General features: G+C 68.0%; 18 protein-coding genes and 1 riboswitch. Of the genes, 12 read left to right on the forward strand and 6 right to left on the reverse strand.

The genetic code is table 11. The annotated features are described in order from the left end of the window. Positions 1–25: 25 nt before the first annotated feature. The 4 genes from HPS01S_RS12645 to HPS01S_RS12660 are packed head-to-tail and all read left to right on the forward strand — an operon-like array spanning position 26 to position 5026. The gene (locus HPS01S_RS12645; RefSeq protein ID WP_066156645.1) at positions 26–1447 is read left to right on the forward strand and encodes a form I ribulose bisphosphate carboxylase large subunit; all 1422 of its coding nucleotides are present in this window, start codon (positions 26–28) and stop codon (positions 1445–1447) included. A 32-nt stretch (positions 1448–1479) separates the two neighbouring features. After that, positions 1480–1833: a ribulose bisphosphate carboxylase small subunit gene (locus HPS01S_RS12650; protein ID WP_066156649.1), complete on the forward strand. Its 354-nt coding sequence runs from the start codon at positions 1480–1482 to the stop codon at positions 1831–1833. A 15-nt stretch (positions 1834–1848) separates the two neighbouring features. Continuing rightward, complete coding sequence (locus HPS01S_RS12655) at positions 1849–2652, forward strand: CbbQ/NirQ/NorQ/GpvN family protein (protein ID WP_066156425.1); 804 nt, start codon at positions 1849–1851, stop codon at positions 2650–2652. Positions 2653–2668: 16 nt separating this feature from the next. After that, the gene (locus tag HPS01S_RS12660) at positions 2669–5026 is read left to right on the forward strand and encodes a nitric oxide reductase activation protein NorD (RefSeq protein WP_066156428.1); all 2358 of its coding nucleotides are present in this window, start codon (positions 2669–2671) and stop codon (positions 5024–5026) included. 10 nt (positions 5027–5036) lie between these two features. On the opposite strand, the gene ocd is transcribed toward HPS01S_RS12660, so the two are convergent. Further along, positions 5037–6116, reverse strand: a complete 1080-nt coding sequence (gene ocd / locus HPS01S_RS12665; protein ID WP_066156431.1) for an ornithine cyclodeaminase — start codon at positions 6114–6116, stop codon at positions 5037–5039. 128 nt (positions 6117–6244) lie between these two features. On the opposite strand from ocd, the gene HPS01S_RS12670 reads away from it, so the two are divergent. After that, positions 6245–6664, forward strand: coding sequence for an Lrp/AsnC family transcriptional regulator (locus HPS01S_RS12670; RefSeq protein WP_066156652.1), 420 nt, complete (start codon positions 6245–6247; stop codon positions 6662–6664). A 28-nt stretch (positions 6665–6692) separates the two neighbouring features. Here HPS01S_RS12670 and HPS01S_RS12675 read toward each other — a convergent pair whose 3' ends face one another. Beyond that, complete coding sequence (locus HPS01S_RS12675; RefSeq protein ID WP_066156435.1) at positions 6693–8993, reverse strand: ATP-dependent DNA helicase; 2301 nt, start codon at positions 8991–8993, stop codon at positions 6693–6695. 67 nt (positions 8994–9060) lie between these two features. Between HPS01S_RS12675 and HPS01S_RS12680 the strand changes: the two genes are divergently transcribed. The 4 genes from HPS01S_RS12680 (at position 9061) to HPS01S_RS12695 (ending at position 12321) form a co-directional block, all read left to right on the forward strand. Beyond that, entirely contained in the window at positions 9061–9882 is an 822-nt protein-coding gene (locus HPS01S_RS12680) for a hypothetical protein (protein ID WP_066156438.1), read from the forward strand. Between the two features lie 25 nt (positions 9883–9907). Further along, positions 9908–10075: riboswitch (yybP-ykoY riboswitch) on the forward strand. Positions 10076–10092: 17 nt separating this feature from the next. Continuing rightward, the gene (locus HPS01S_RS12685) at positions 10093–10671 is read left to right on the forward strand and encodes a TMEM165/GDT1 family protein (protein ID WP_066156441.1); all 579 of its coding nucleotides are present in this window, start codon (positions 10093–10095) and stop codon (positions 10669–10671) included. 93 nt (positions 10672–10764) lie between these two features. Continuing rightward, positions 10765–11568 (forward strand): ABC transporter permease, encoded by an 804-nt coding sequence (locus HPS01S_RS12690; protein WP_066156444.1) that lies wholly within the window; start codon positions 10765–10767, stop codon positions 11566–11568. Between the two features lie 3 nt (positions 11569–11571). After that, positions 11572–12321, forward strand: a complete 750-nt coding sequence (locus tag HPS01S_RS12695) for an ABC transporter ATP-binding protein (RefSeq protein WP_066156447.1) — start codon at positions 11572–11574, stop codon at positions 12319–12321. A gap of 72 nt (positions 12322–12393) precedes the next feature. Here HPS01S_RS12695 and HPS01S_RS12700 read toward each other — a convergent pair whose 3' ends face one another. The 4 genes from HPS01S_RS12700 to HPS01S_RS12715 all read right to left on the reverse strand — a co-directional run bounded on the left by HPS01S_RS12700 (position 12394) and on the right by HPS01S_RS12715 (position 15608). Continuing rightward, on the reverse strand, positions 12394–12606 hold the full coding sequence (locus HPS01S_RS12700; protein WP_066156450.1) for a SlyX family protein: 213 nt from the start codon (positions 12604–12606) through the stop codon (positions 12394–12396). Then, entirely contained in the window at positions 12603–13523 is a 921-nt protein-coding gene (gene cysK, locus HPS01S_RS12705) for a cysteine synthase A (RefSeq protein WP_066156453.1), read from the reverse strand. Before cysK ends, HPS01S_RS12700 begins: the two co-directional genes overlap by 4 nt. Beyond that, positions 13520–13939, reverse strand: a complete 420-nt coding sequence (msrB, locus tag HPS01S_RS12710) for a peptide-methionine (R)-S-oxide reductase MsrB (RefSeq protein ID WP_066156456.1) — start codon at positions 13937–13939, stop codon at positions 13520–13522. Before msrB ends, cysK begins: the two co-directional genes overlap by 4 nt. A 70-nt stretch (positions 13940–14009) precedes the next feature. Continuing rightward, positions 14010–15608, reverse strand: coding sequence for an MFS transporter (locus HPS01S_RS12715; protein WP_066156459.1), 1599 nt, complete (start codon positions 15606–15608; stop codon positions 14010–14012). A gap of 210 nt (positions 15609–15818) precedes the next feature. Between HPS01S_RS12715 and HPS01S_RS12720 the strand changes: the two genes are divergently transcribed. The 3 genes from HPS01S_RS12720 (at position 15819) to HPS01S_RS12730 (ending at position 20066) form a co-directional block, all read left to right on the forward strand. Continuing rightward, positions 15819–17462 carry a 3-(methylthio)propionyl-CoA ligase gene (locus HPS01S_RS12720; protein ID WP_066156462.1) on the forward strand — a complete coding sequence of 548 codons (1644 nt, stop codon included), beginning with the start codon at positions 15819–15821 and terminating at the stop codon, positions 17460–17462. A gap of 138 nt (positions 17463–17600) precedes the next feature. Then, complete coding sequence (locus HPS01S_RS12725; protein WP_066156464.1) at positions 17601–18833, forward strand: branched-chain amino acid ABC transporter substrate-binding protein; 1233 nt, start codon at positions 17601–17603, stop codon at positions 18831–18833. A gap of 210 nt (positions 18834–19043) precedes the next feature. Beyond that, positions 19044–20066 carry a branched-chain amino acid ABC transporter permease gene (locus HPS01S_RS12730; RefSeq protein WP_066156467.1) on the forward strand — a complete coding sequence of 341 codons (1023 nt, stop codon included), beginning with the start codon at positions 19044–19046 and terminating at the stop codon, positions 20064–20066.

The following is a 20066-nucleotide window of genomic DNA, read 5'->3' on the forward strand; positions in this document are numbered from 1 at the left end:
TCCCACCCAACCAGGAGCAATGCAGATGGCGACGAAAACCTACAACGCGGGCGTCAAGGAGTACCGCAGCACGTACTGGGAGCCCCACTACACCCCCAAGGACACCGACATCCTCGCGTGTTTCAAGATCACGCCGCAGCCCGGCGTGGACCGCGAGGAAGTGGCCGCCGCCGTCGCCGCCGAGTCGTCCACCGGCACCTGGACCACGGTCTGGACCGACCTGCTGACCGACCTGGACTACTACAAGGGACGCGCCTACCGCATCGAGGACGTGCCCGGCGACGACACCTGCTTCTACGCCTTCGTGGCCTATCCGATCGACCTGTTCGAGGAGGGCTCGGTGGTCAACGTGCTGACCTCGCTGGTGGGCAACGTGTTCGGCTTCAAGGCCCTGCGCGCCCTGCGCCTGGAAGACGTGCGCTTCCCGATCGCCTACGTGAAGACCTGCGGCGGACCGCCCCACGGCATCCAGGTCGAGCGCGACATCATGAACAAGTACGGCCGCCCGCTGCTGGGCTGCACCATCAAGCCCAAGCTGGGTCTGTCGGGCAAGAACTATGGCCGCGCCGTGTACGAATGCCTGCGCGGTGGCCTGGACTTCACCAAGGACGACGAGAACGTCAACAGCCAGCCCTTCATGCGCTGGCGCCAGCGCTTCGACTTCGTGCAGGAGGCGATCGAGAAGGCGCAGCGCGAGACCGGCGAGCGCAAGGGCCACTACCTGAACGTGACCGCGCCCACGCCGGAAGAGATGTACAAGCGCGCCGAATACGCCAAGGAACTGGGCGCGCCGATCATCATGCACGACTACCTGACCGGCGGCCTGTGCGCCAACACCGGTCTGGCCAACTGGTGCCGCGACAACGGCATGCTGCTGCACATCCACCGCGCCATGCATGCCGTGCTCGACCGCAACCCGCACCACGGCATCCACTTCCGCGTGCTGACCAAGGTGCTGCGCCTCTCGGGCGGTGACCACCTGCACTCGGGCACCGTGGTGGGCAAGCTCGAAGGCGACCGCGCCTCGACCCTGGGCTGGATCGACATCATGCGCGACAGCTTCATCAAGGAAGACCGCAGCCGCGGCATCTTCTTCGACCAGGACTTCGGCTCCATGCCCGGCGTGATGCCGGTGGCCTCGGGCGGCATCCATGTCTGGCACATGCCGGCGCTGGTCAACATCTTCGGCGACGACTCGGTGCTGCAGTTCGGTGGCGGCACCCTGGGCCACCCCTGGGGCAACGCGGCCGGCGCCGCCGCCAACCGCGTGGCGCTCGAAGCCTGCGTGAAGGCGCGCAACGAAGGCGTGGCGGTAGAGAAGGAGGGCAAGGCCGTGCTGCTGGAGGCCGCCGAGCACTCGCCCGAACTGCGCATCGCCATGGAGACCTGGAAAGAAATCAAGTTCGAGTTCGACACCGTGGACAAGCTCGACATCGCCCACAAGTGAACCCGCACCCCATCAACGCAAAGGACACCACCATGAGCATGCAGGACTACCACAGCCGCCTCTCCGACCCCGCCAGCCGCAAGTTCGAGACCTTCTCTTACTTGCCCGCCATGAGCAACGACGAGATTCGCAAGCAGGTGGCGTACATCGTCGGCAAGGGCTGGAACCCGGCCATCGAACACACCGAGCCGCAGTACCTGATGGACTCGTACTGGTACATGTGGAAGCTGCCGATGTTCGGCGAGACCGACATCGACCGCATCCTGGCCGAGGCCGAGGCCTGCCACAAGGCCAACCCGGACAACCACGTGCGCCTGATCGGCTACGACAACTTCTCGCAGTCGCAGGGCGCATCGATGGTGATCTATCGAGGCAAGACGGTCTGAACCGGGAGGGGGCCCATGAGCGAAACATTGGATGCCTACAGAGTCTCGCAGCAACCCTACTACCGACCCGTCGCCGACGAGGTCGAGCTGTTCGAAGCCGCGTACTCGGTGCGCATGCCCATGATGCTCAAGGGTCCCACCGGCTGCGGCAAGACGCGCTTCGTCGAGCACATGGCCTGGAAGCTGAACAAGCCCCTGATCACCGTGGCCTGCAACGAAGACATGACGGCCAGCGACCTGGTCGGCCGCTTCCTGCTCGACGCCAACGGCACCCGCTGGCAGGACGGCCCGCTGGCCACCGCCGCGCGCCACGGCGCCATCTGCTACCTCGACGAGGTGGTCGAGGCGCGCCAGGACACCACCGTGGTCATCCACCCGCTGACCGACAACCGCCGCGTGCTGCCGCTGGAAAAGAAGGGCGAGCTGGTCAAGGCCCACCCGGATTTCCAGATCGTCATCTCCTACAACCCGGGCTACCAGAGCCTGATGAAAGACCTGAAGCAGTCCACCAAGCAGCGCTTCGGTGGTCTTGACTTCAACTACCCCGAACACGCGGTCGAGGCCGAGATCGTGGCGCACGAGACTGGCGTGAGCGCCGACGTGGCCGGCAAGCTGGTCGGCATCGCCGAGCGCGCGCGCAACCTCAAGGGCCACGGCCTGGACGAAGGCATCTCCACCCGCATGCTGATCTACGCAGGCAGTCTGATCGCGCAGGGCGTGGCCGCGCAGGCCGCGTGCCGTGTGGCCTTGGTGCGTCCGATCACGGACGACCCGGACATGCGCGACGCGCTCGACGCGGCGGTCGCCACGTTCTTCTGATCTGAGAAGGTCGGCCATGAGCGCCCACCTGCACGACCACGCCGAGTGGACCGACCAGTTGGACCCGGGCTCGCTGGAGCTGCTGGAGCGTTGCTGGCCGGATGCGACCAAAGTGTTCTCGGCGCGCGGGCTCGACAACTATGTCAAGGGCGCCGCCGCGTTGCGCGGCCTCGGCCGTGGCCACGAACTGGTCAACGCCTGGATCGATGGCGCGCCGCAGGTGGCCAAAGAGATCGGCGAGGACGTGGTGGGCGAACTCGCGACCACCGCGCTGCTGCTCGCGTCCAAGACCTCGGGCGCGGTGATCGAGCTGGTGCTGGCCACCGCGCCCACCGCCGCACGCCGCCTGGCCGACGGTGCGCTGTTCCTGCAGTACTTGCAGTTCCTCAACACCCTGGTGGCGCAGGCGCCGCGCGGCCTGCGGCCCATGCTGGGGCAGCTCGACGCGCTGTTTGGCCAGCTCACGCTGGGCGGCCTGCGGCGCTGGTCCACCTGGGGCGCGCAGGCGCACCGCACCAACTACGAGGAACAGATCGCCTACTTCGGCCTGCAGTCCAAAGAGTCGCTGGCCATGCTGCAGAAGGAGCGCAAAGGCACGCTGCTGGTGGACGTGCAGCGGCGCATCAACATGTACCTGCGCGCGCTCTGGGGCCGCGACTTCTTCATGCGCCCGACGGCGGGGGATTTTGAATCCCGTGACGGTTACCGCCCTTTCATCGAGGACTATTTCATCCACCTGCCCGACGCGTATGACGCGGTGGACGGCCACAGCGGCACGGTGGATGCGACCGAGCTCTACCGCGCCGCCGCCGCGCACGCCGCGGCCCACGTGGTGTTCACGCGCCGGCCGATCTCGGCCGAATCGCTCAGTCCCTGGCAGATGGCGCTGATCGGTGTGGTGGAGGACGCGCGCATCGAGGCGCTGACGCTGGCGCGGTTCCCGGGCCTGCGCCCGCTGTGGGCCAGCCTGCACACCGCGCAGGCCACCCAAGACAAGACCGCCGGCGACTGGCTGGGCCGCCTGGCGCGCGCGCTGCTCGATCCGGCGTATGAGGACGCCCACCCCTGGATCGCCCAGGGCCGCACATTGTTCGCCGAGGCGACGCTGCGCCTCCAGGCCGACCCGCACGACAACACCGTGTCGTGGGACATCGGCGTGCAGCTGGCGCACAGCTACCGCGAACTCACGCAGGGGCCAGCGTTCCAGCCGCGCACCGACGTGCAGACCGCGGCCTACCGCGACGACAACCGCTACTTCTGGGCCTTCGACGGATTCGACTTCGAGCGTTCCATCGCCGCCGGCTACGAGCCGCCGCAGCAATTGCGCAAGCCGGTCAACCTGATGGAGTTCGTCAACGAGCTGGAAGTGGAGGGCGCGGGCGACGACGCGCAGGAGATCTGGGTGCTCGGCACCGAGCTGTTTCCCTACGAAGACCTGGGCGTGTCCTTCAACGAAAGCGAAGGCCGCGAGCCGGTGCTGCCGCCGGTGCACTACGGCGAGTGGGACCACCTGATCCAGCTCGAACGACCGGCCTGGGCCACGGTGCAGGAGCGCCGACCCAAAGCCGGCGACGCGGCGGTGATCGACGGCATCCTGGTCGAACACCGGCGCCTGATCGGCCGCATGAAGCACATCCTGGACGCCATGCAGCCGCAGGGTGTGCAGCGCATCCGCAAGCTCGAAGACGGCGACGAGATCGACCTCAACGCCGCGCTGTCCTCGGTGATCGAGATGCGCATGGGTCGCCAGCCCGATCCGCGCATCATGATGCGCAGCGTGCGCAAGACGCGCGACATCTCGGTCCTTGTTCTTCTGGATCTCTCCCAATCGACAAACGACAAGGTGGCCGGGCAGGAACACACGGTGCTCGACCTCACCCGCTCGGCCTGCGCGCTGCTGGCAGACGCGATCCAGAAGGTGGGCGACCCGTTTGCCATCCACGGCTTCTGCTCCGACGGCCGGCACGACGTGAACTACTGGCGTTTCAAGGACTTCGACCAGCCCTACGACGACACCGCCAAGGCGCGCCTGGCCGGCATGCAAGGGCAGCTGTCCACCCGCATGGGCGCCGCCATCCGCCACGCCACGGCCGCGCTCAAGGCGCAGCGCAGCAGCAAGAAGCTGCTGCTCGTCATCACCGACGGCGAACCGGCCGACGTGGACGTGCGCGACCCGCAGTACCTGCGGCACGACACCAAGAAGGCGGTGGAGGAGGCCAGCCGGAACGGCGTGACGACCTACTGCATGAGCCTGGACCCGCGCGCCGACCAGTACGTCAGCCGCATCTTCGGCGCGCGCCACTACCTGGTGGTGGACAAGGTGGAGCGCTTGCCCGAGAAGCTGCCGGTGCTGTACGCCGGGCTGACGCGCTGAGCGGCGGAGCTCAGGCCGCCACAGCGGTTGTGGCTCGCAGCGAGCCGAACAGGTTCTTGGGATCGGCCAGCGGCGGCACCAGGGCGATGCGCTCGCCCAGGCCCAGATGCTCGGCGGTTTGCTGCATGAAGCGCAGGGCCGAGAAGTCTTCCAGCGCGAAGCCGACCGAGTCGAACACGGTGACCTGATCGGTGCTGTCGCGACCGCTGCGTTCGCCGCGCAGCACCTGCCAGAACTCGGTGACGGCGAAGTCCGCCGGCTGGTGCTGGATCTCGCCCTCGATGCGCGACTGCGGCTCGTACTCCACGAACACCTTGGACGCATGAAGGATGTCGCCGTGCAGTTCGGTCTTGCCCGGGCAGTCGCCGCCCACGGCGTTCAGGTGCATGCCGGGTTGAATCATCTCGGGCGTGAGGATGAGCGCGTTGCGCTTGTCGGCGGTGACGGTGGTGACGATGTCTGCGCCACGCACCGCCTCGGCCGTGCTGGCGCAGACGGTGACGCGCAGGCCGCTGCCCTGCAGGTTGCCCACCAGCTTGGCGCTGGCGGCCGGGTCCACGTCGTACACGCGCAGCTCGGTGATGCCCAGCAGGTGCTGGAAGGCCAGGGCCTGGAACTCGCTCTGCGCACCGTTGCCGATCAGCGCCATCACGCGGCTGTCGGGGCGCGCCAGCACCTTCGCGGCCAGGGCCGACATGGCGGCTGTGCGCAGCGCGGTGGTCAGGGTCAGTTCGCTCAGGAACAGCGGTGCGCCGGTGGCCACGTCGGCCAGCACGCCGAACGCCATCACGGTCGACAGACCCAGGCGGGTGTTGCCGGGGTGGCCGTTGACGTACTTGAAGCTGTAGCGCTGCGCGTCGGCCACGGGCATCAACTCGATCACGCCGACGTCGGAATGCGCGGCCACGCGGGCGGTCTTGTCGAAATCGGCCCAGCGCAGGAAGTCGGCGCGGATGTTCGCGGCGATGGCCTCGATGCAGGCGGCCACGCCGTGGCGGCGCACCAGCTCGGCGGCTTCGGGGGCGCCCAAGTAGAGCGTGCCGGCTTCCACGAAGCGGGCGAGATCGGGGTTCTGGACGGTGGTTTTCATGGCTTGTCTCCGGGCAGCACAGGGGGAGCTGGCAGTGTGGCGGAGGGCAGAGGCAATGAAAACCGCCAAACTTGTACTGAAACGGCAGAAAATCGGTCACATCGACAGATTTTGCTGACGTTTTGATCATGGACGACCTCGACCAACGCCTCATCGCCCTGCTGCGCCAGGACGCGCGCCTCTCGGTGGCCGACCTGGCCCACAAGCTGCAGGTCTCGCGCGGCACGGTCACCAACCGGTTGCGCAAGCTCGAAGACACCCAGGTGATCGTGGGTTACACCGTGCGCCTCAAACCCGAGGCGCAGCCCGAGCGCATCCGCGCCTGGATGGGTGTTCAGGTGGAAGGCAACCGCACGCGCGAGGTGATCGCCAGCCTGCTGGGCGAGCCGTCTGTGGCGGCCCTGCACGACACCAACGGCCGCTGGGACCTGCTGGCCGAGCTGGCGGTGGGCTCGATGGCCGAGCTGTCGCAGGCGCTGGAGCGCATCCGCCTGCTCAGCGGCATCCGCGGCACGGAAACCAGCATCCTGCTGACTTCGTACCGCTGACCCTGCGCCGCCACGGTCGAGGCCGCCGTCAGGGTCGGGGCGCCACCTCGACCCGCCACCAGGACGGCAGCAGGCGCCGCACCTCGGCGCGGGCGAAGCGGTCGTCCAGCAGCCAGACGCAGCCCCGGTCCTGTTCGGAGCGGATCACCCGGCCGGCCGCCTGCACCACCCGCATCAGGCCCGGGAACAGGTAGGTGTGGTCGTAGCCGTGGCCGGTGCGCTGCTGCAAGCGCTCGCGCATGCGCTCATTCTCGGCGTTGACCTGGGGCAGGCCCAGGGTGGCGATGAAGGCGCCCACCAGCCGCTCGCCGGGCAGGTCGATGCCTTCTCCGAAGGCGCCGCCCAGCACCGCGAAGCCCACGCCCTGGCCGCCTTCGACAAAGCGGGCCACGAAGGCGTCGCGCTCGGGTTCCTCCATGCCGCGTGTCTGCGCCCAGTGCGGCAGGTCCGGGTGGCGCTGCGCCAGCCGCTGCCGGGCCAGGTCCAGGTACTCGAAGCTGCTGAAGAAAGCCAGGTAGTTGCCGGGGCGCTCGTGGAACTGCGCGCCGATGACGTCCACCAGTGCGTCCAGCGAGCGCAAGCGGTCGGCGTAGCGGGTCGAGATCCAGGGCGCGATCAGCACCCGCAGCTGCTCGGCCGCGAACGGCGAGGGCAGGTCGACATGGGCGGCGTCGGCCGGCAATCCGAGCATCTCCTCCACATGCCCCACTGGGGCCAGCGTGGCGGAGAACAGGGTCGCGCTGTGCGCCGCCGCCCAGCGCGATTCGAGCCAGGGCGCCGGCACCACGTTGCGGATGCGCAGCGTCGGCAGCCGCCGGCCACGCCCGCCCGGTGGTGCCGCCCACGGCCCCGCTTCGCACAGCGAGTGCTCACCGAAACCTTCGGCGATGCGCACGAAATGCAGCGCCTCGAACACCCAGTTCTGCAGTGCAGGGTCGGGTGCGGGGCCGGGCTGCGCGGCCAGCAGATCGAGCAGGGTGTTGCAGGTGTTCTGCAGGGTGGTGGCCCAGTCGTCCGGCAGGCCGTCGGCCAGCGCCTGCGTGCCCTCGGCCGGCGGGAGGTCGCGGGCGAAGGCGCTCCAGCGCCGGTGCAGGGCGTCCATGGCTTTGCGGATGTCCGGGGTCGCCTCGTGCCGCTGGCGCAGGAACTCGTGCGCGTTCAGTGTGGCGCTGTACATGCTGCGCGCGCGGTCGATCAGGTTGTGCGCCTCGTCCACCAGCAGCGCGGTGCGCCAGCCCTGGTCTTCGGCCAGTGCGAACCAGTGCGCGCCCACGTCGAACCAGTGGTTGTAGTCGCCCACCAGCACGTCGCACCAGCGCTGCATCTCCTGGCCGAGGTAGTAGGGGCAGACGCCGTGTGCCAGCGCCAGTGCGCGCAGGCGGTCCCGGTCCAGCCAGGCGGCCTGCGCCGCCGCCTCGCGCGCGGCGGGCAGGCGGTCGTAGAAGCCGCGCGCCAGCGGGCAGGACTCGCCGTGGCAGGCCTTGTCCGGGTGCTCGCAGGCCTTGTCGCGCGCCAGGCGTTCGAGTACCCGCAGCGGCAGGCGCGTGGGAGCGCCCAGCCGCTCCAGCGCGTCCAGCGCCAGCTGCCGGCCGGTGGTGCGGGCGGTGAGGAAGAGCAGGCGGTCGGTGCCCTGGTCGGGCATGGCGCGCAGGCTGGCGAACACCGTGGCCATGGTCTTGCCGATGCCGGTGGGGGCCTGGGCCAGCAGGTGGCGCGCGCGGGTGTTGGCGCGGTACACATCGGCCGCCAGTTCGCGCTGCCCGGTGCGGAACGAGGGAAAGGGAAACGCAAGCGCCGTCAGGGCCTCGTCCCTTGCATGCCGGTGCAGCTGATCGGCCCAGGCCCAGGCGAAGTACCGCTCGCACAGGTCCTCGAAGAAGTCCCGCAGCGCATCGGCGGTGCAGGTCTCGGTCAGCACCGTTTCCTGCCCGCTGTCGATGTCGAAATAGACCAGGGCCACCTCGATCTGCGCCAGTGACAGCTGCTCGCACAGCATCCAGCCGTAGACGCGGGCCTGTGCCCAGTGCAGGGCCTGGTGGTTGGCCGGCACACGACCGGCGTCGCCGCGGCGGGTCTTGATCTCCTCGACGCGCCGGGCCACGGGGTCGAACCCATCGGCCCGGCCCTGCACCACCAGCGGGCCGAAGCGGGCGCTCAGCGCCAGTTCGCGCTGGTAGCCGGCGCCGCGCCGCGCGGTCACGGTCTGGTGCCCCGCGATGCCTTCGACGCCGGTCGGCGAGGGCGTGAAGCGCAGGTCGAGGTCGCCGCTGCGCGCGGTGAAGTGGCACAGCGTGCGCACCGACACGGCGATGTCGACGACCGGAAACATGGGCGGATGAACCAAGGGAAACACCAGAGGGAGCTGGTCATCGTACTGGATATATAGTCAGTTCATCATGGACGCCGCACCCGATTCCCCGCCCGGTCCGGGCCCCGCGCTCACGCGCATCCACCACCGGCGCCTGCGCGAGATCCACCGCTCGGCCGGCTGGCCCTGCCAGGACATGGTCGAGGTGGAGCTGCTGGCCGCGGGGCTGCTGGAGCGGCGGCTGGACCAGGGGCGGGAGACGCTGCGCGTCACCGAGGCGGGCATCCAGGTGCTGGCGCGGGTGTTCGCCGGCAACAAGGCGGCGCGCTCGGCCCACGAGGCCCTGGTGGAGCAGGTGGCGACGGCGATGGCGCGGTCCGGGCGCCTGGCCTGGCGGGGGCTGGCGCTGCGGGTCGCGCTGCCCATGGAACTGCTGACGGGAGAGTTGCCCGAACCGATGGCCGCCGAGCCGGCGGCGCAGGGGCTCTGGACCGAGCTGGCCGCGCCCGAGCCACCCCCGGCGCACGGCTGGTGCATGGCCTGTCCCGACGTGTTTTCGATCCGCAACTCCTCGGTGGAGGCCTACCTGGAGCCGGTGGTGCACGAGATCAAGGTGCACCGCTCGGACCTGCTGGGCGACCTCAAGAAGCCGGCCAAGCGCGCGGCCTACCTGGGCATGGCCGGCGCCTGCTGGTACGTGCTGGGGGAAGACACCAAGGGGCGACCCATCGGTGCGCCCGACGAAGTTCCGGCCGAGTGCGGCGTGATGCTGGTCGAGCGCGGTGCGCTGCGGGTGGCGCGCGAGGCGCCCCGGCGTGCGGTGGAGCGGCTGCCGTTCCACGTGTGGATGGCGCTGGCCAAGGCCGGGCCGGCCTGGCGCGAGGACGACCCGTCGCAACAGGCGCTCTGAGAGCGCGCGCGGCGCCGGCTACAATCGCCCGGTCATTGGGGAGTAGCCGCTCTTCACCTTGAAGAGGCCCGCGTCAACACACTTGTCCGTTCCCGGACATGGCGCAGGCAGTCCCGCACCTGGCAAGACCTTTGACCACGATGCTCCGCATGAGGCCGGGGTGCGTCGTGGTCAAACGCGTTCTGTGCCGGCCCGTGAAAGTTTCCCCACATGGAATCCCTGCTCGTCTCCACCGGAGTTGTCGCGCTCGCCGAAATCGGCGACAAGACGCAACTGCTGGCCTTCATCCTCGCCGCGCGCTTCAAGAAACCGCTGCCCATCATCGCCGGCATCCTGCTGGCGACCATCGTCAACCACGGCCTGGCCGGTGCGCTGGGCGCCTGGATCACGGCGCAGGTGAGTCCAGAAGTCCTGCGCTGGGTGCTGGGAGCCTCGTTCATCGGCATGGCGGTCTGGACACTGATCCCCGACAAGATCGAGGAAGAGGAAACCCAGGTGGCACAGAAGCTGGGCGTGTTCGGCGCCACGCTGATCACCTTCTTCCTGGCCGAGATGGGCGACAAGACACAGATCGCCACGGTGGCCATGGCCGCGCACTACGCGACACCGCTGCTGGTGGTGATCGGCACCACCCTGGGCATGCTGATCGCCGACGTGCCGGCGGTGTTTGTCGGCGACCGCCTGGCCAACAGGATCCCGATGAAGCTGGTGCACTCGATCGCCGCCGGCATCTTCGCCATGCTGGGGGTGGCGACCCTGCTGGGCGCAGGCTCCAGTCTCGGTTTCTGATGAGCGCCAGCCGGGTTGTGGGGCGCCCATGGTAGCCTCGCGCCCGGCATTTCAAGGCAGAGCGTGGGTATACCGCGCAGGAATCAGGACACCATGGGTTCAGTCGGGGACTGGCGCCAGGCGCCAGCGGTGCGGGACATTGCCGCGGGGCTTAAGAGCTGGCCCATCGTCAGCTTCATGGCGCTGAGCGACGTGCGCGCGCGCTACAAGCGCAGCGTGCTCGGGCCGCTCTGGCTGACGCTGGGAACCGCCATCGGCTCCATGGGGCTGGGCCTGCTCTGGAGCGAGCTGATGAAGGTGCCGGCGGCGCAGTTCGTGCCGACGCTCACCGCGGGCCTCATCCTGTGGCAGTTCATCGCCGGCGTGCTGAGCGAATCGAGCACGGTCTACGCGCGCCAGGCCTCGGTGATCCGCAACCTCAGCCTGCCGCTGTCGATCTACCCACCCCAGCTGGTGCTGCGCCACATGGTGAACCTGGTGCACAACCTGCCCATCTTCCTGATCGTGGCGCTGGTGTACGGCGTGCCCGTGAGCTGGCACACGCTGCTGGTCGTGCCGGCCATGCTGCTGCTGACCCTCAACCTCTACTGGGTGTGTGTGGTGGTCAGCATCCTGGGCGCCCGCTTCCGCGACCTGGAATACATCATCGGTGCGGTCCTGCCCCTGCTGATGTTCATCAGCCCGGTGTTCTACCGGCCCAATTACCTGCCGTTCAGCGAGGCGATCCTCTGGTTCAACCCGCTGTCGCACGCCATCGAGCTGGTGCGCTCGCCGCTGCTGGGGCACGCGCCGCCGGACTTCGTGATCTGGTCCAACCTGGGCGGCCTGGCCGTCGGACTGTGCCTGGCGTTCTGGCTGTTCAACAACAAGCGCGACCGCATCGCGTTCTGGATCTGAACCATGGCACGGCTGACCCTGAAGAACGTGACGGTCCAGTACCCGATCTACAACAGCCGCAGCTTCTCGCTGCGCAACCAGATCATGCGTGTGAGCACTGGCGGACGCATCGAGAGCGAGGCCGGGCAGGTGAGCGTGGTGACCGCGCTCAAGGACGTGTCTTTCGACCTGCGCGACGGCGATGCGGTGGCGCTGATGGGCCACAACGGTGCCGGCAAGAGCACCATGCTGCGCACCCTGGCGGGGGTCTACACCCCGATCTCTGGCCAGATCGTGCGCGAAGGCCGGGTCTCGACCATGCTGGAACTGGGCGCCGGCATCGACGGCGAACTCTCGGGCTACGAGAACATCACGCGCATGGGCGTGCTGCTGGGCATGAGCCTCAAGGAGATTGAGGCCCATGTGCCGGACATCGAGCAGTTCTGCCAGCTCGGCGACTTCCTGCGCCTGCCGGTGCGCACCTACTCGTCGGGCATGTCGACCCGCCTGATGTTCGCGGTAGCCACCACCGTGCAGCCCGACATCCTGCTGGTCGACGAGATTTTCGGCATGGGCGATGCCGAGTTCCAGGTCAACGCCAAGCGGCGCATGGAGAGCCTGATCGAGAAGGTCGGCATCTTCGTCTTCGCCACCCACAACGACGAGCTGATCGAGCGCTACTGCAACCGCTTCTTCCGTCTGGAGCACGGCAACGTGCGCGAGATGACACGCGACGAGGCACTGGCCGCCCACTTCGCGGCCACCGGACGCTGAGCGCTCAGACGATCCGGCGCCGGGCCGCCCCAAGCCGGATCCGCCCCCGCGCGGCGGCGGAGCGTGGGGGCCTCAGTAATGCGGTGGCAGCTCGTCGCGCAGGCTGCGGAACCCCGCAGGCTGCGACTCGTCGTTGCGCTGCCGCAGCTGGGCGACCTCGTGGATCAGCATCGCGATCTGGTCGTGCTGCCGGGCCACCATGGTGTTGAGCGTCTCGACCAGATCGTCCAGGTAGCTGATCTTGATTTCCAGCTGCGTCAGCCGCTCGCTGTCGGCCGTGTTCATGCCGGCAGGAAGCCGTCGACCGAGAGGTAGCGCTCGCCGGTGTCGTAGTTGAAGCCGAGCACCTTCGCACCGGCCGCCAACTCGGGCAACTTCTGCGCGATCGCCTGGAGCGTGGCGCCCGAGGAGATGCCGACCAGCATGCCTTCCTCGCGCGCGCAGCGGCGCGCCATCTCGCGCGCCGGTTCCGCGTCGACCTGGATCACGCCGTCGAGCAGCTCGGTCTTGAGGTTGGTCGGGATGAAACCGGCGCCGATGCCCTGGATCGGGTGGGGCGCCGGGCTGCCGCCGGAGATCACCGGCGAGGCCACGGGCTCCACCGCGAACACCTTGAGCTGGGGCCAAGCCGCCTTGAGCACCTGGGCGCAGCCGCTGAGGTGGCCGCCGGTGCCGACGCCGGTGATCAGCACGTCCAGCCCGTCGGGGAAGTCGGCCAGGATTTCCTGCGCCGTGGTTCGGGCATGCACCTCGATGTTGGCCGGATTGTCGAACTGCATCGGCATCCAGGCGCCGGGCGTGCTGGCCACGATTTCCTGCGCGCGGGCGATCGACCCCTTCATGCCCTTTTCGCGCGGCGTCAGGTCGAAGCTGGCACCGTAGGCCAGCATCAGGCGGCGGCGCTCGATGCTCATGCTGTCGGGCATGACGAGGATGAGCTTGTAGCCCTTGACCGCGGCCACCATGGCCAGGCCGATGCCGGTGTTGCCCGACGTGGGCTCGACGATGGTGCCGCCCGGTTTGAGCGCACCCGAGGCCTCGGCGTCTTCGACCATGGACAGGGCAATGCGGTCCTTGATCGAACCACCCGGGTTGCTGCGCTCGGACTTGATCCACACGCTCTGGCTGGCACCGGCGAACAGGCGGTTGATGCGGATGTGCGGCGTGCCGCCGATGGTCTGGAGGATGTTCTGGGCTTTCATGTCGGGTCCTTGGGTTGCAGGTCGATGGAGGCGGAGTTCATGCAGTAGCGCAGGCCGGTGGGCGCGGGGCCGTCCTCGAACACGTGGCCCAGGTGGGCGCCGCACTGGCTGCAGACGGTTTCGGTGCGCACCATGCCGTGGCTGCGGTCGGTGATCTCGGTGATGGCGCCGGGAATGGCCTTCCAGAAGCTGGGCCAGCCGCAGCCGGCGTCGAACTTGGTGCCCGAGTCGAACAGGTGGTTGCCGCAACAGACGCAGTGGTAGCTGCCGTCGGCCCAGACCTGCTCGTACTTGCCCGTGAACGGGCGCTCGGTGTAGGCGTGCCGCGTGACCTGGAAGGCCGCGGGTTCGGCGCCTTTCTCGGCAAGCAGCTCGCGCCACTCGGCCTCGGTTTTCTGGATCGGGAAGTTGCTCATGGCGGTGCTCCGGAACCACTGGATGGGGTGGAGCGGGCATTGTGCCTGCAGGGCCGCGAGCGTGCAGGCTTCAGCCCTGATCCACCGTTGTTTCCATCAGGCTGCGGCGCACCAGCGGCGGCGCCTCGCCGATGTGGAAGGCCAGCTTGCGCAGCCGCAGCGCCTCGTCCGCGGCGGTGACGCGTTCGAAACGCCGCAGGTGGTCGGTCCAGGATTCGTCCACGATCATTTCGACAAAGCGCCCCGGGTCGTTGAGGTCGTGCAGCAGTTCCCAGGACAGGGCGCCATGGCGCAGCCGGCCGCTGCGGCCTTCGGTGAGCATGAGCTCCCGGAATTCGGCGATCCTGGCCGGATCGATCTGGTACTCGATGGTGATCAGCACCCGCCCGTCCGAGGGCGGCGCGTCGTTGGTCGGCAGCGAAAAAACCCTTCTGGGTGTGAGGTCCGCGGGCTGGCTGGTGTCCGGCCGGAAGCGGTTGACCCCCCACATGACCAGCAGGCCCGACACCGCGGCGATGGCCAGGCAGGTGCGCACGTCCGTGGCGGTGGCGATCTGGCCCCACAGCGCGGCGCCCGCGGCGCTGGCGCCCATGATGGCCATCTGGTAGATGGACATGCCCCGCGCGCGGACCCAGTCCGGCAGGTTCATCTGCATGGTCACGCTCAGGGTGTTGGCGGTGGTGATCCAGGCCGCGCCGCCCAGGAACATGGCCGGCACCGCGAGCCAGGGCGAGGTGACCACCGCCATCACCGCCATCGAGGCGGCCTGCAGCGCGGCGCCGCGGAAGACCAGGCCGTCGCGGCTGTAGCGCTTGCGCAGCCGCGGCAGAAACGCGGTGGAGGCGATGGCGCCGGCGCCCATGGAGGCCAGCAGCAGGGTGAACATGCCCGCGCCACCGCCGTCCATGCCCCTGGCCAGCAGGGGCAGAAGGGCCATCAGCGCGGTGGAATGGAAGAAGAAGATGGCAATGCGCAGCAGCGCGCCCTTGAGCGTCTCGGACTGCAGCACATGCTGCAGGCCCACCCGCATGGCGGACAACAGGCGCTCACGGCCGAGCGGGTTGGGCACGTGCTCGCGCTGCCAGCGGCTGATGATCACCGCGGCCCCGAGGGACAGCACGGCGTTCAGCAGGAAAACCCAGGCGCTGCCGGCACTGGCGATCAGGGCGCCGGCCAGCAGCGGTCCGAGGATGCGGGACGCGTTCATCGACACCCCGTTCAGGGCCAGGGCCGCCGGCAGCTGCTGGCGCGGTACAAGTTCGGGAACGATGGCGGCGAACACCGGCCAGCGCATGGCCAGACCGACGCCGTTGGCGAAGGTCAGGGCCAGCAGCACCACGGGCGTGACCATGTCCAGGAACACGAGCACGCTCAGCACCGAAGCGACGGTCGCGACCCAGAGCTGTGTGACGAGGAAGTAACGCTTGCGGTCCAGTCCGTCGGCCAGTGCGCCGCTGGGCAGACCCAGCAGGAAGACCGGCAGGGTCGACGCGGTCTGGACCAGGGCCACCCAGATGGGCTTTTCGGTCAGGGACGTCATCATCCAGGCCGCCGCCACATCGTTCATCCACATGCAGACGTTGGCAAACAGCCAGGCGAACCACAGCATGCGGAAGTCCAGATGCTTCAGCGGTGCCACCGGCGAGGTGTCGGGAGGGGAGTCGGGCATGCGCAGGAGGAAAGAGTGGCAGGCTTCGACTCTGTCACAGGACGCGGCGCCAGGCCTACGTGGAAGTACGCAGAAGCGCCCTCGCGGAGTCCCGCGGAAGACGCACAGACCGCCCGTCCATGCTGGGAAGCCCGCCCGGTTTCGGGCATGATGTGGGGTTTCAAAACGAACGACCGTTCTTTTTTGGGCGGCACACACAGGAGATACCCCATGCTGGGCCAGATGCAAAGCCAACCGCTGCTGATTTCCAACCTCATCGTCCATGCGGACCGCCACCACCACAGCACCGAAATCGTCTCGCGGCGGGTCGAGGGCGACATCCACCGCACCACCTGGGGCCAGGTCGCTGCCCGAGCCCGCCGCGTGGCCAACGCGCTGGACAGCTTGCACCTGTCGTTCGGTGACCGCGTGGGCACCCTGGCCTGGAACGGCTACCGCCATCTGGAGCTGTACTTTGGCGTCAGCGGCTCGGGCCGTGTGCTGCACACGCTCAACCCGCGCCTGCACCCCGAGCAGCTGGTCTGGATCGTCAACCACGCCGATGACCGCGCCCTGTGCTTCGACATGAGCTTCATGCCCCTGGTGCAGGCCGTGCACGCCAAGTGCCCGGGCGTCAAGCACTGGATTGCACTGTGCGACGCCGACAAGCTGCCGGCCGACACCGGTATCCCCGGCCTGCTCAGCTACGAGGCCTGGATCGGCGGGGCAGCCGACACCTACACCTGGCCCGAGTTCGACGAGAACTGCGCATCGAGCATGTGCTACACCAGCGGCACCACCGGCAACCCCAAGGGCGCCGTGTACTCGCACCGCTCCACGCTGCTGCACGCCTACGGCGCTGCGCTGCCCGATGCGCTGGGCTGCTCGGCGCGCGATGCCATCCTGCCCGTGGTGCCCATGTTCCACGTCAACGCCTGGGGCCTGCCGTATTCGGCCGCGGCCGTGGGCTGCAAGCTGGTCTTCCCCGGCCCCGCGCTGGACGGCAAGTCGGTCTACGAACTGATCGAAGGCGAGCAGGTCACCATGGCTGCGGGCGTGCCCACGGTGTGGCAGATGCTGCTGGGCCACATGCAGCAGAACGGCGTCAAGTTCAGCACGCTCAAGCGCACCGTCATCGGTGGATCGGCCTGCCCGCCGGCCATGATCGCGGCCTTCAACGACCAGTACGGTGTCGAGGTGCTGCACGCCTGGGGCATGACCGAGATGAGCCCGCTGGGCACGGTCTGCACGCTCAAGAACGCGCAGGTCGCGCTGCCGGCCGACGAGAAGATGAAGGTGCGCCTCAAGCAGGGCCGCAGCGTTTTCGGCGTGGACATGAAGATCGTCAACGAGCTGGGCGAAGAGCAGCCCTGGGACGGCAAGGCCTACGGCGACCTGCTGGTGCGCGGCCCCTGGATCATCGCCAGCTACTTCAAGGGCGAGGGCGGTGACCCGCTGCAGTACGACGCGGCCGGCCGGGGCTGGTTCCCCACCGGTGACGTGGCCACCATCGATGCCGACGGTTTCATGCAGATCACCGACCGCAGCAAGGACGTGATCAAGTCCGGCGGCGAGTGGATCAGCTCCATCGACGTCGAGAACATCGCCATGGCGCACCCCGCCGTGGCCATGGCCGCCTGCATCGGCATGAAGCACCCCAAGTGGGACGAGCGGCCCATCGTGGTGGTGGTGAAGAAGCCCGGCACCGAGGTCACGCGCGACGAGCTGCTGGCCTTCTACGAAGGCAAGATCGCCAAGTGGCAGGTGCCCGACGACGTGGTCTTTGTCGACGCGATCCCGCTGGGTGCGACCGGCAAGATGCAGAAGATGACGCTGCGCCAGCAGCTCGCCGGTTACAAGTTGCCGGGCCTCTGAAAACGTCGCGCAGGCGACCTGCTGCGCTACGGAAGTGCAAGCAGAGTCGCCTGTGCGATAGCGCATAGGGCATTCCCTGAGCGGCGTGCAGAGGTACGGCGCTACGCTGCGGTTTTCACCATCTCAAGGAGACCTCACGTGAAGTTCGCACAGCAGACCGTCGCCGCCGCCGTCCTCCTTCTGGCACTCGGAGCCGCCCACGCCCAGAAGGGCGAGACGGTCAAGATCGCGCTGATCGATCCTCAGACGGGCCTGATGGGCCCGCTGGGCCTGAACCAGATGCGCAGCTGGCAGTTCTTTGCCGAGAAGTTCAGCGCCAACAACCCGGCCGGCGTGAAGTACGAGATCGTGGCCTTCGACAACAAGCTCAGCCCGGCCGAGAGCCTGAATGCTCTCAAGGCCGCGCTGGACCAGGGCGTGCGCTACATCACCCAGGGCAACGGCTCCTCGGTGGCCGGCGCGCTGATCGATGCGATCAACAAGCACAACGAGCGCAACCCCGGCAAAGAGGTGATCCTCCTCAACTACGCCGCGGTCGATCCGGACTTCACCAACAGCAAGTGCAGCTACTGGCATTTCCGTTTCGACGCCGACACCTCCATGAAGATGGAGGCCATGACGACCTTCATGAAGGACCAGAAGGACGTCAAGAATGTCTACCTGCTCAACCAGAACTACTCGCACGGCCAGCAGGTCGCCAAGTTCGCCAAGGAAAACCTGGCACGCAAGCGCCCGGATGTGAAGGTCGTCGGCGAGGACCTTCACCCGCTGGCCCAGGTGCGCGATTTCGCGCCCTACATCGCCAAGATCAAGGCCTCGGGCGCGGACACGGTGATCACGGGCAACTGGGGTTCCGATCTCGCACTGCTGGTCAAGGCGGCCAACGAAGGCGGCTACACCGGCAAGTTCTACACCTACTACACCGGTGTGACCGGCACGCCCACGGCGCTCGGCCAGGGTGGCGAGGGCCGGGTGTTCCAGGTGGCCTACTCGCACTACAACATGGGCGGGCAGATGGGCCAGTGGATGGCCGACTTCAAGGCCAAGTACAACGACGACATGTTCACTGGCGCGATCCCGAGCGCGCTGAACGTGCTGAGTCAGGCGATCGCCAAGGCCAAGTCCACCGATCCGGTGAAGGTCGCGCCTGTGATGGAAGGCCTGAAGGTCGCTAACTACAACGGTGAAGTCGAGATGCGCAAGGTTGACCACCAGCTGCAGCAGCCGCTGTACCTGACGGTCTGGCAGAAGGCCGACAAAAAGTACCCCTACAGCCCGGAAAACACGGGCATGACGCTGGCCCCGGTCAAGGAGTTCCCGTCCTACGTGTCCAGCACGCCGACCAGCTGCCAGATGAAGCGGCCGGGTTGAGCTGACACCCCCGCGCCGCTTCGCGTCACCCCCTCCAGGGGGCAACGCGAGCGGCCCGGCGGAGCCGGTTCCGCCGCGTTCTGGAAGCAGGCACCTCGCTCCGCCGTCGAGTGTCGTGTGGACGGCGTGAAACCGGTGGCCTGAGCGGCCATACTCGGTCCGCTTCCGTTTCCCCTCTCCCAACCGCTTCGCCCTCGAAAGGCCTGTTTCATGGAGTTCTTCATCATCTCCATGCTCAACGGCGTGAGCTACGGCTTGCTGCTGTTCATGTTGAGCTCGGGGCTGACGCTCATCTTCAGCATGATGGGCGTGCTCAACTTTGCGCACGCCAGCTTCTACATGGTCGGCGCCTACATCGGCTACACGCTCTCGGGGCTGATCGGCTTCTGGCCGGCGCTGGTGGTCGCGCCGCTGGCGGTGGGCCTGCTGGGGGCGCTGTTCGAGCGCTTGTCGCTGCGCAAGGTGCACAAGTTCGGTCATGTGCCCGAACTGCTGGTCACCTTCGGCCTGTCCTACATCGTCCTGGAGCTGGTGCAGCTGGTCTGGGGCCGCACGGCGGTCGAGTTCGTGCCGCCCGATGTGCTGCGTGGGCCGGCGTTCACGCTGGTGCACCACGCCGATGACAGCCTGGGCATGATGCTTGGCGCCGCGGGTCAGGCGGTCTGCAGCGCCGAGGGCGTGATCTGCACGCCGTTCCCGGCCACACGGGCTCTCATGATGGGCATCGCGGTGCTGATGCTGGTGTCGCTGTGGCTGCTGCTCACGCGCACACGCATCGGCCTGGTGATCCAGGCGGCGCTGACGCACCCCGAAATGGTCGAATCCCTGGGCCACAACGTGCCGCGGGTGTTCATGCTGGTGTTCGGCGCCGGAACGGGGCTGGCCGGTCTTGCGGGCGTGATCGGTGGCAGCACCTTCGTGACCGAGCCGGCCATGGCCGCCTCGGTGGGCTCGGTGATCTTCGTGGTGGTGGTGGTGGGCGGCATGGGCTCGCTGTCGGGCGCGTTCCTGGCTTCGCTGCTGATCGGCGTCATCCAGACCTTCGCGGTGGGCATGGACCATTCCTTCGTGAGCGTGGCGCAGCAGCTGGGCATGCAGCTGTCCGACGCAGCGTTGAACAACGCGGTGCTCAAGCTCACGCTGTCGCAGGTGGCGCCGATCCTGCCCTACCTGTTCCTGGTGCTGATCCTGATCTTCCGGCCCAAGGGTCTTCTGGGCACCCGGGAGGGTTGA

Source organism: Hydrogenophaga pseudoflava NBRC 102511, from assembly GCF_001592285.1.
Classification (GTDB): domain Bacteria; phylum Pseudomonadota; class Gammaproteobacteria; order Burkholderiales; family Burkholderiaceae_C; genus Hydrogenophaga; species Hydrogenophaga pseudoflava.

What these genes read in the sequence shown, in the direction of transcription:
- HPS01S_RS12690 (WP_066156444.1), top strand. Translation starts at nt 10,765, where the DNA reads ATGGGTTCAGTCGGGGACTGGCGCCAGGCGCCAGCGGTGCGGGACATT.
- HPS01S_RS12720 (WP_066156462.1), top strand. Translation starts at nt 15,819, where the DNA reads ATGCTGGGCCAGATGCAAAGCCAACCGCTGCTGATTTCCAACCTCATC.
- HPS01S_RS12695 (WP_066156447.1), top strand. Translation starts at nt 11,572, where the DNA reads ATGGCACGGCTGACCCTGAAGAACGTGACGGTCCAGTACCCGATCTAC.
- ocd (WP_066156431.1), bottom strand. Translation starts at nt 6,116, where the DNA reads ATGAAAACCACCGTCCAGAACCCCGATCTCGCCCGCTTCGTGGAAGCC.
- HPS01S_RS12685 (WP_066156441.1), top strand. Translation starts at nt 10,093, where the DNA reads ATGGAATCCCTGCTCGTCTCCACCGGAGTTGTCGCGCTCGCCGAAATC.
- HPS01S_RS12655 (WP_066156425.1), top strand. Translation starts at nt 1,849, where the DNA reads ATGAGCGAAACATTGGATGCCTACAGAGTCTCGCAGCAACCCTACTAC.
- HPS01S_RS12675 (WP_066156435.1), bottom strand. Translation starts at nt 8,993, where the DNA reads ATGTTTCCGGTCGTCGACATCGCCGTGTCGGTGCGCACGCTGTGCCAC.
- HPS01S_RS12680 (WP_066156438.1), top strand. Translation starts at nt 9,061, where the DNA reads ATGGACGCCGCACCCGATTCCCCGCCCGGTCCGGGCCCCGCGCTCACG.
- msrB (WP_066156456.1), bottom strand. Translation starts at nt 13,939, where the DNA reads ATGAGCAACTTCCCGATCCAGAAAACCGAGGCCGAGTGGCGCGAGCTG.
- HPS01S_RS12730 (WP_066156467.1), top strand. Translation starts at nt 19,044, where the DNA reads ATGGAGTTCTTCATCATCTCCATGCTCAACGGCGTGAGCTACGGCTTG.
- HPS01S_RS12715 (WP_066156459.1), bottom strand. Translation starts at nt 15,608, where the DNA reads ATGCCCGACTCCCCTCCCGACACCTCGCCGGTGGCACCGCTGAAGCAT.
- HPS01S_RS12660 (WP_066156428.1), top strand. Translation starts at nt 2,669, where the DNA reads ATGAGCGCCCACCTGCACGACCACGCCGAGTGGACCGACCAGTTGGAC.
- HPS01S_RS12650 (WP_066156649.1), top strand. Translation starts at nt 1,480, where the DNA reads ATGAGCATGCAGGACTACCACAGCCGCCTCTCCGACCCCGCCAGCCGC.
- HPS01S_RS12700 (WP_066156450.1), bottom strand. Translation starts at nt 12,606, where the DNA reads ATGAACACGGCCGACAGCGAGCGGCTGACGCAGCTGGAAATCAAGATC.
- HPS01S_RS12645 (WP_066156645.1), top strand. Translation starts at nt 26, where the DNA reads ATGGCGACGAAAACCTACAACGCGGGCGTCAAGGAGTACCGCAGCACG.
- HPS01S_RS12670 (WP_066156652.1), top strand. Translation starts at nt 6,245, where the DNA reads ATGGACGACCTCGACCAACGCCTCATCGCCCTGCTGCGCCAGGACGCG.
- cysK (WP_066156453.1), bottom strand. Translation starts at nt 13,523, where the DNA reads ATGAAAGCCCAGAACATCCTCCAGACCATCGGCGGCACGCCGCACATC.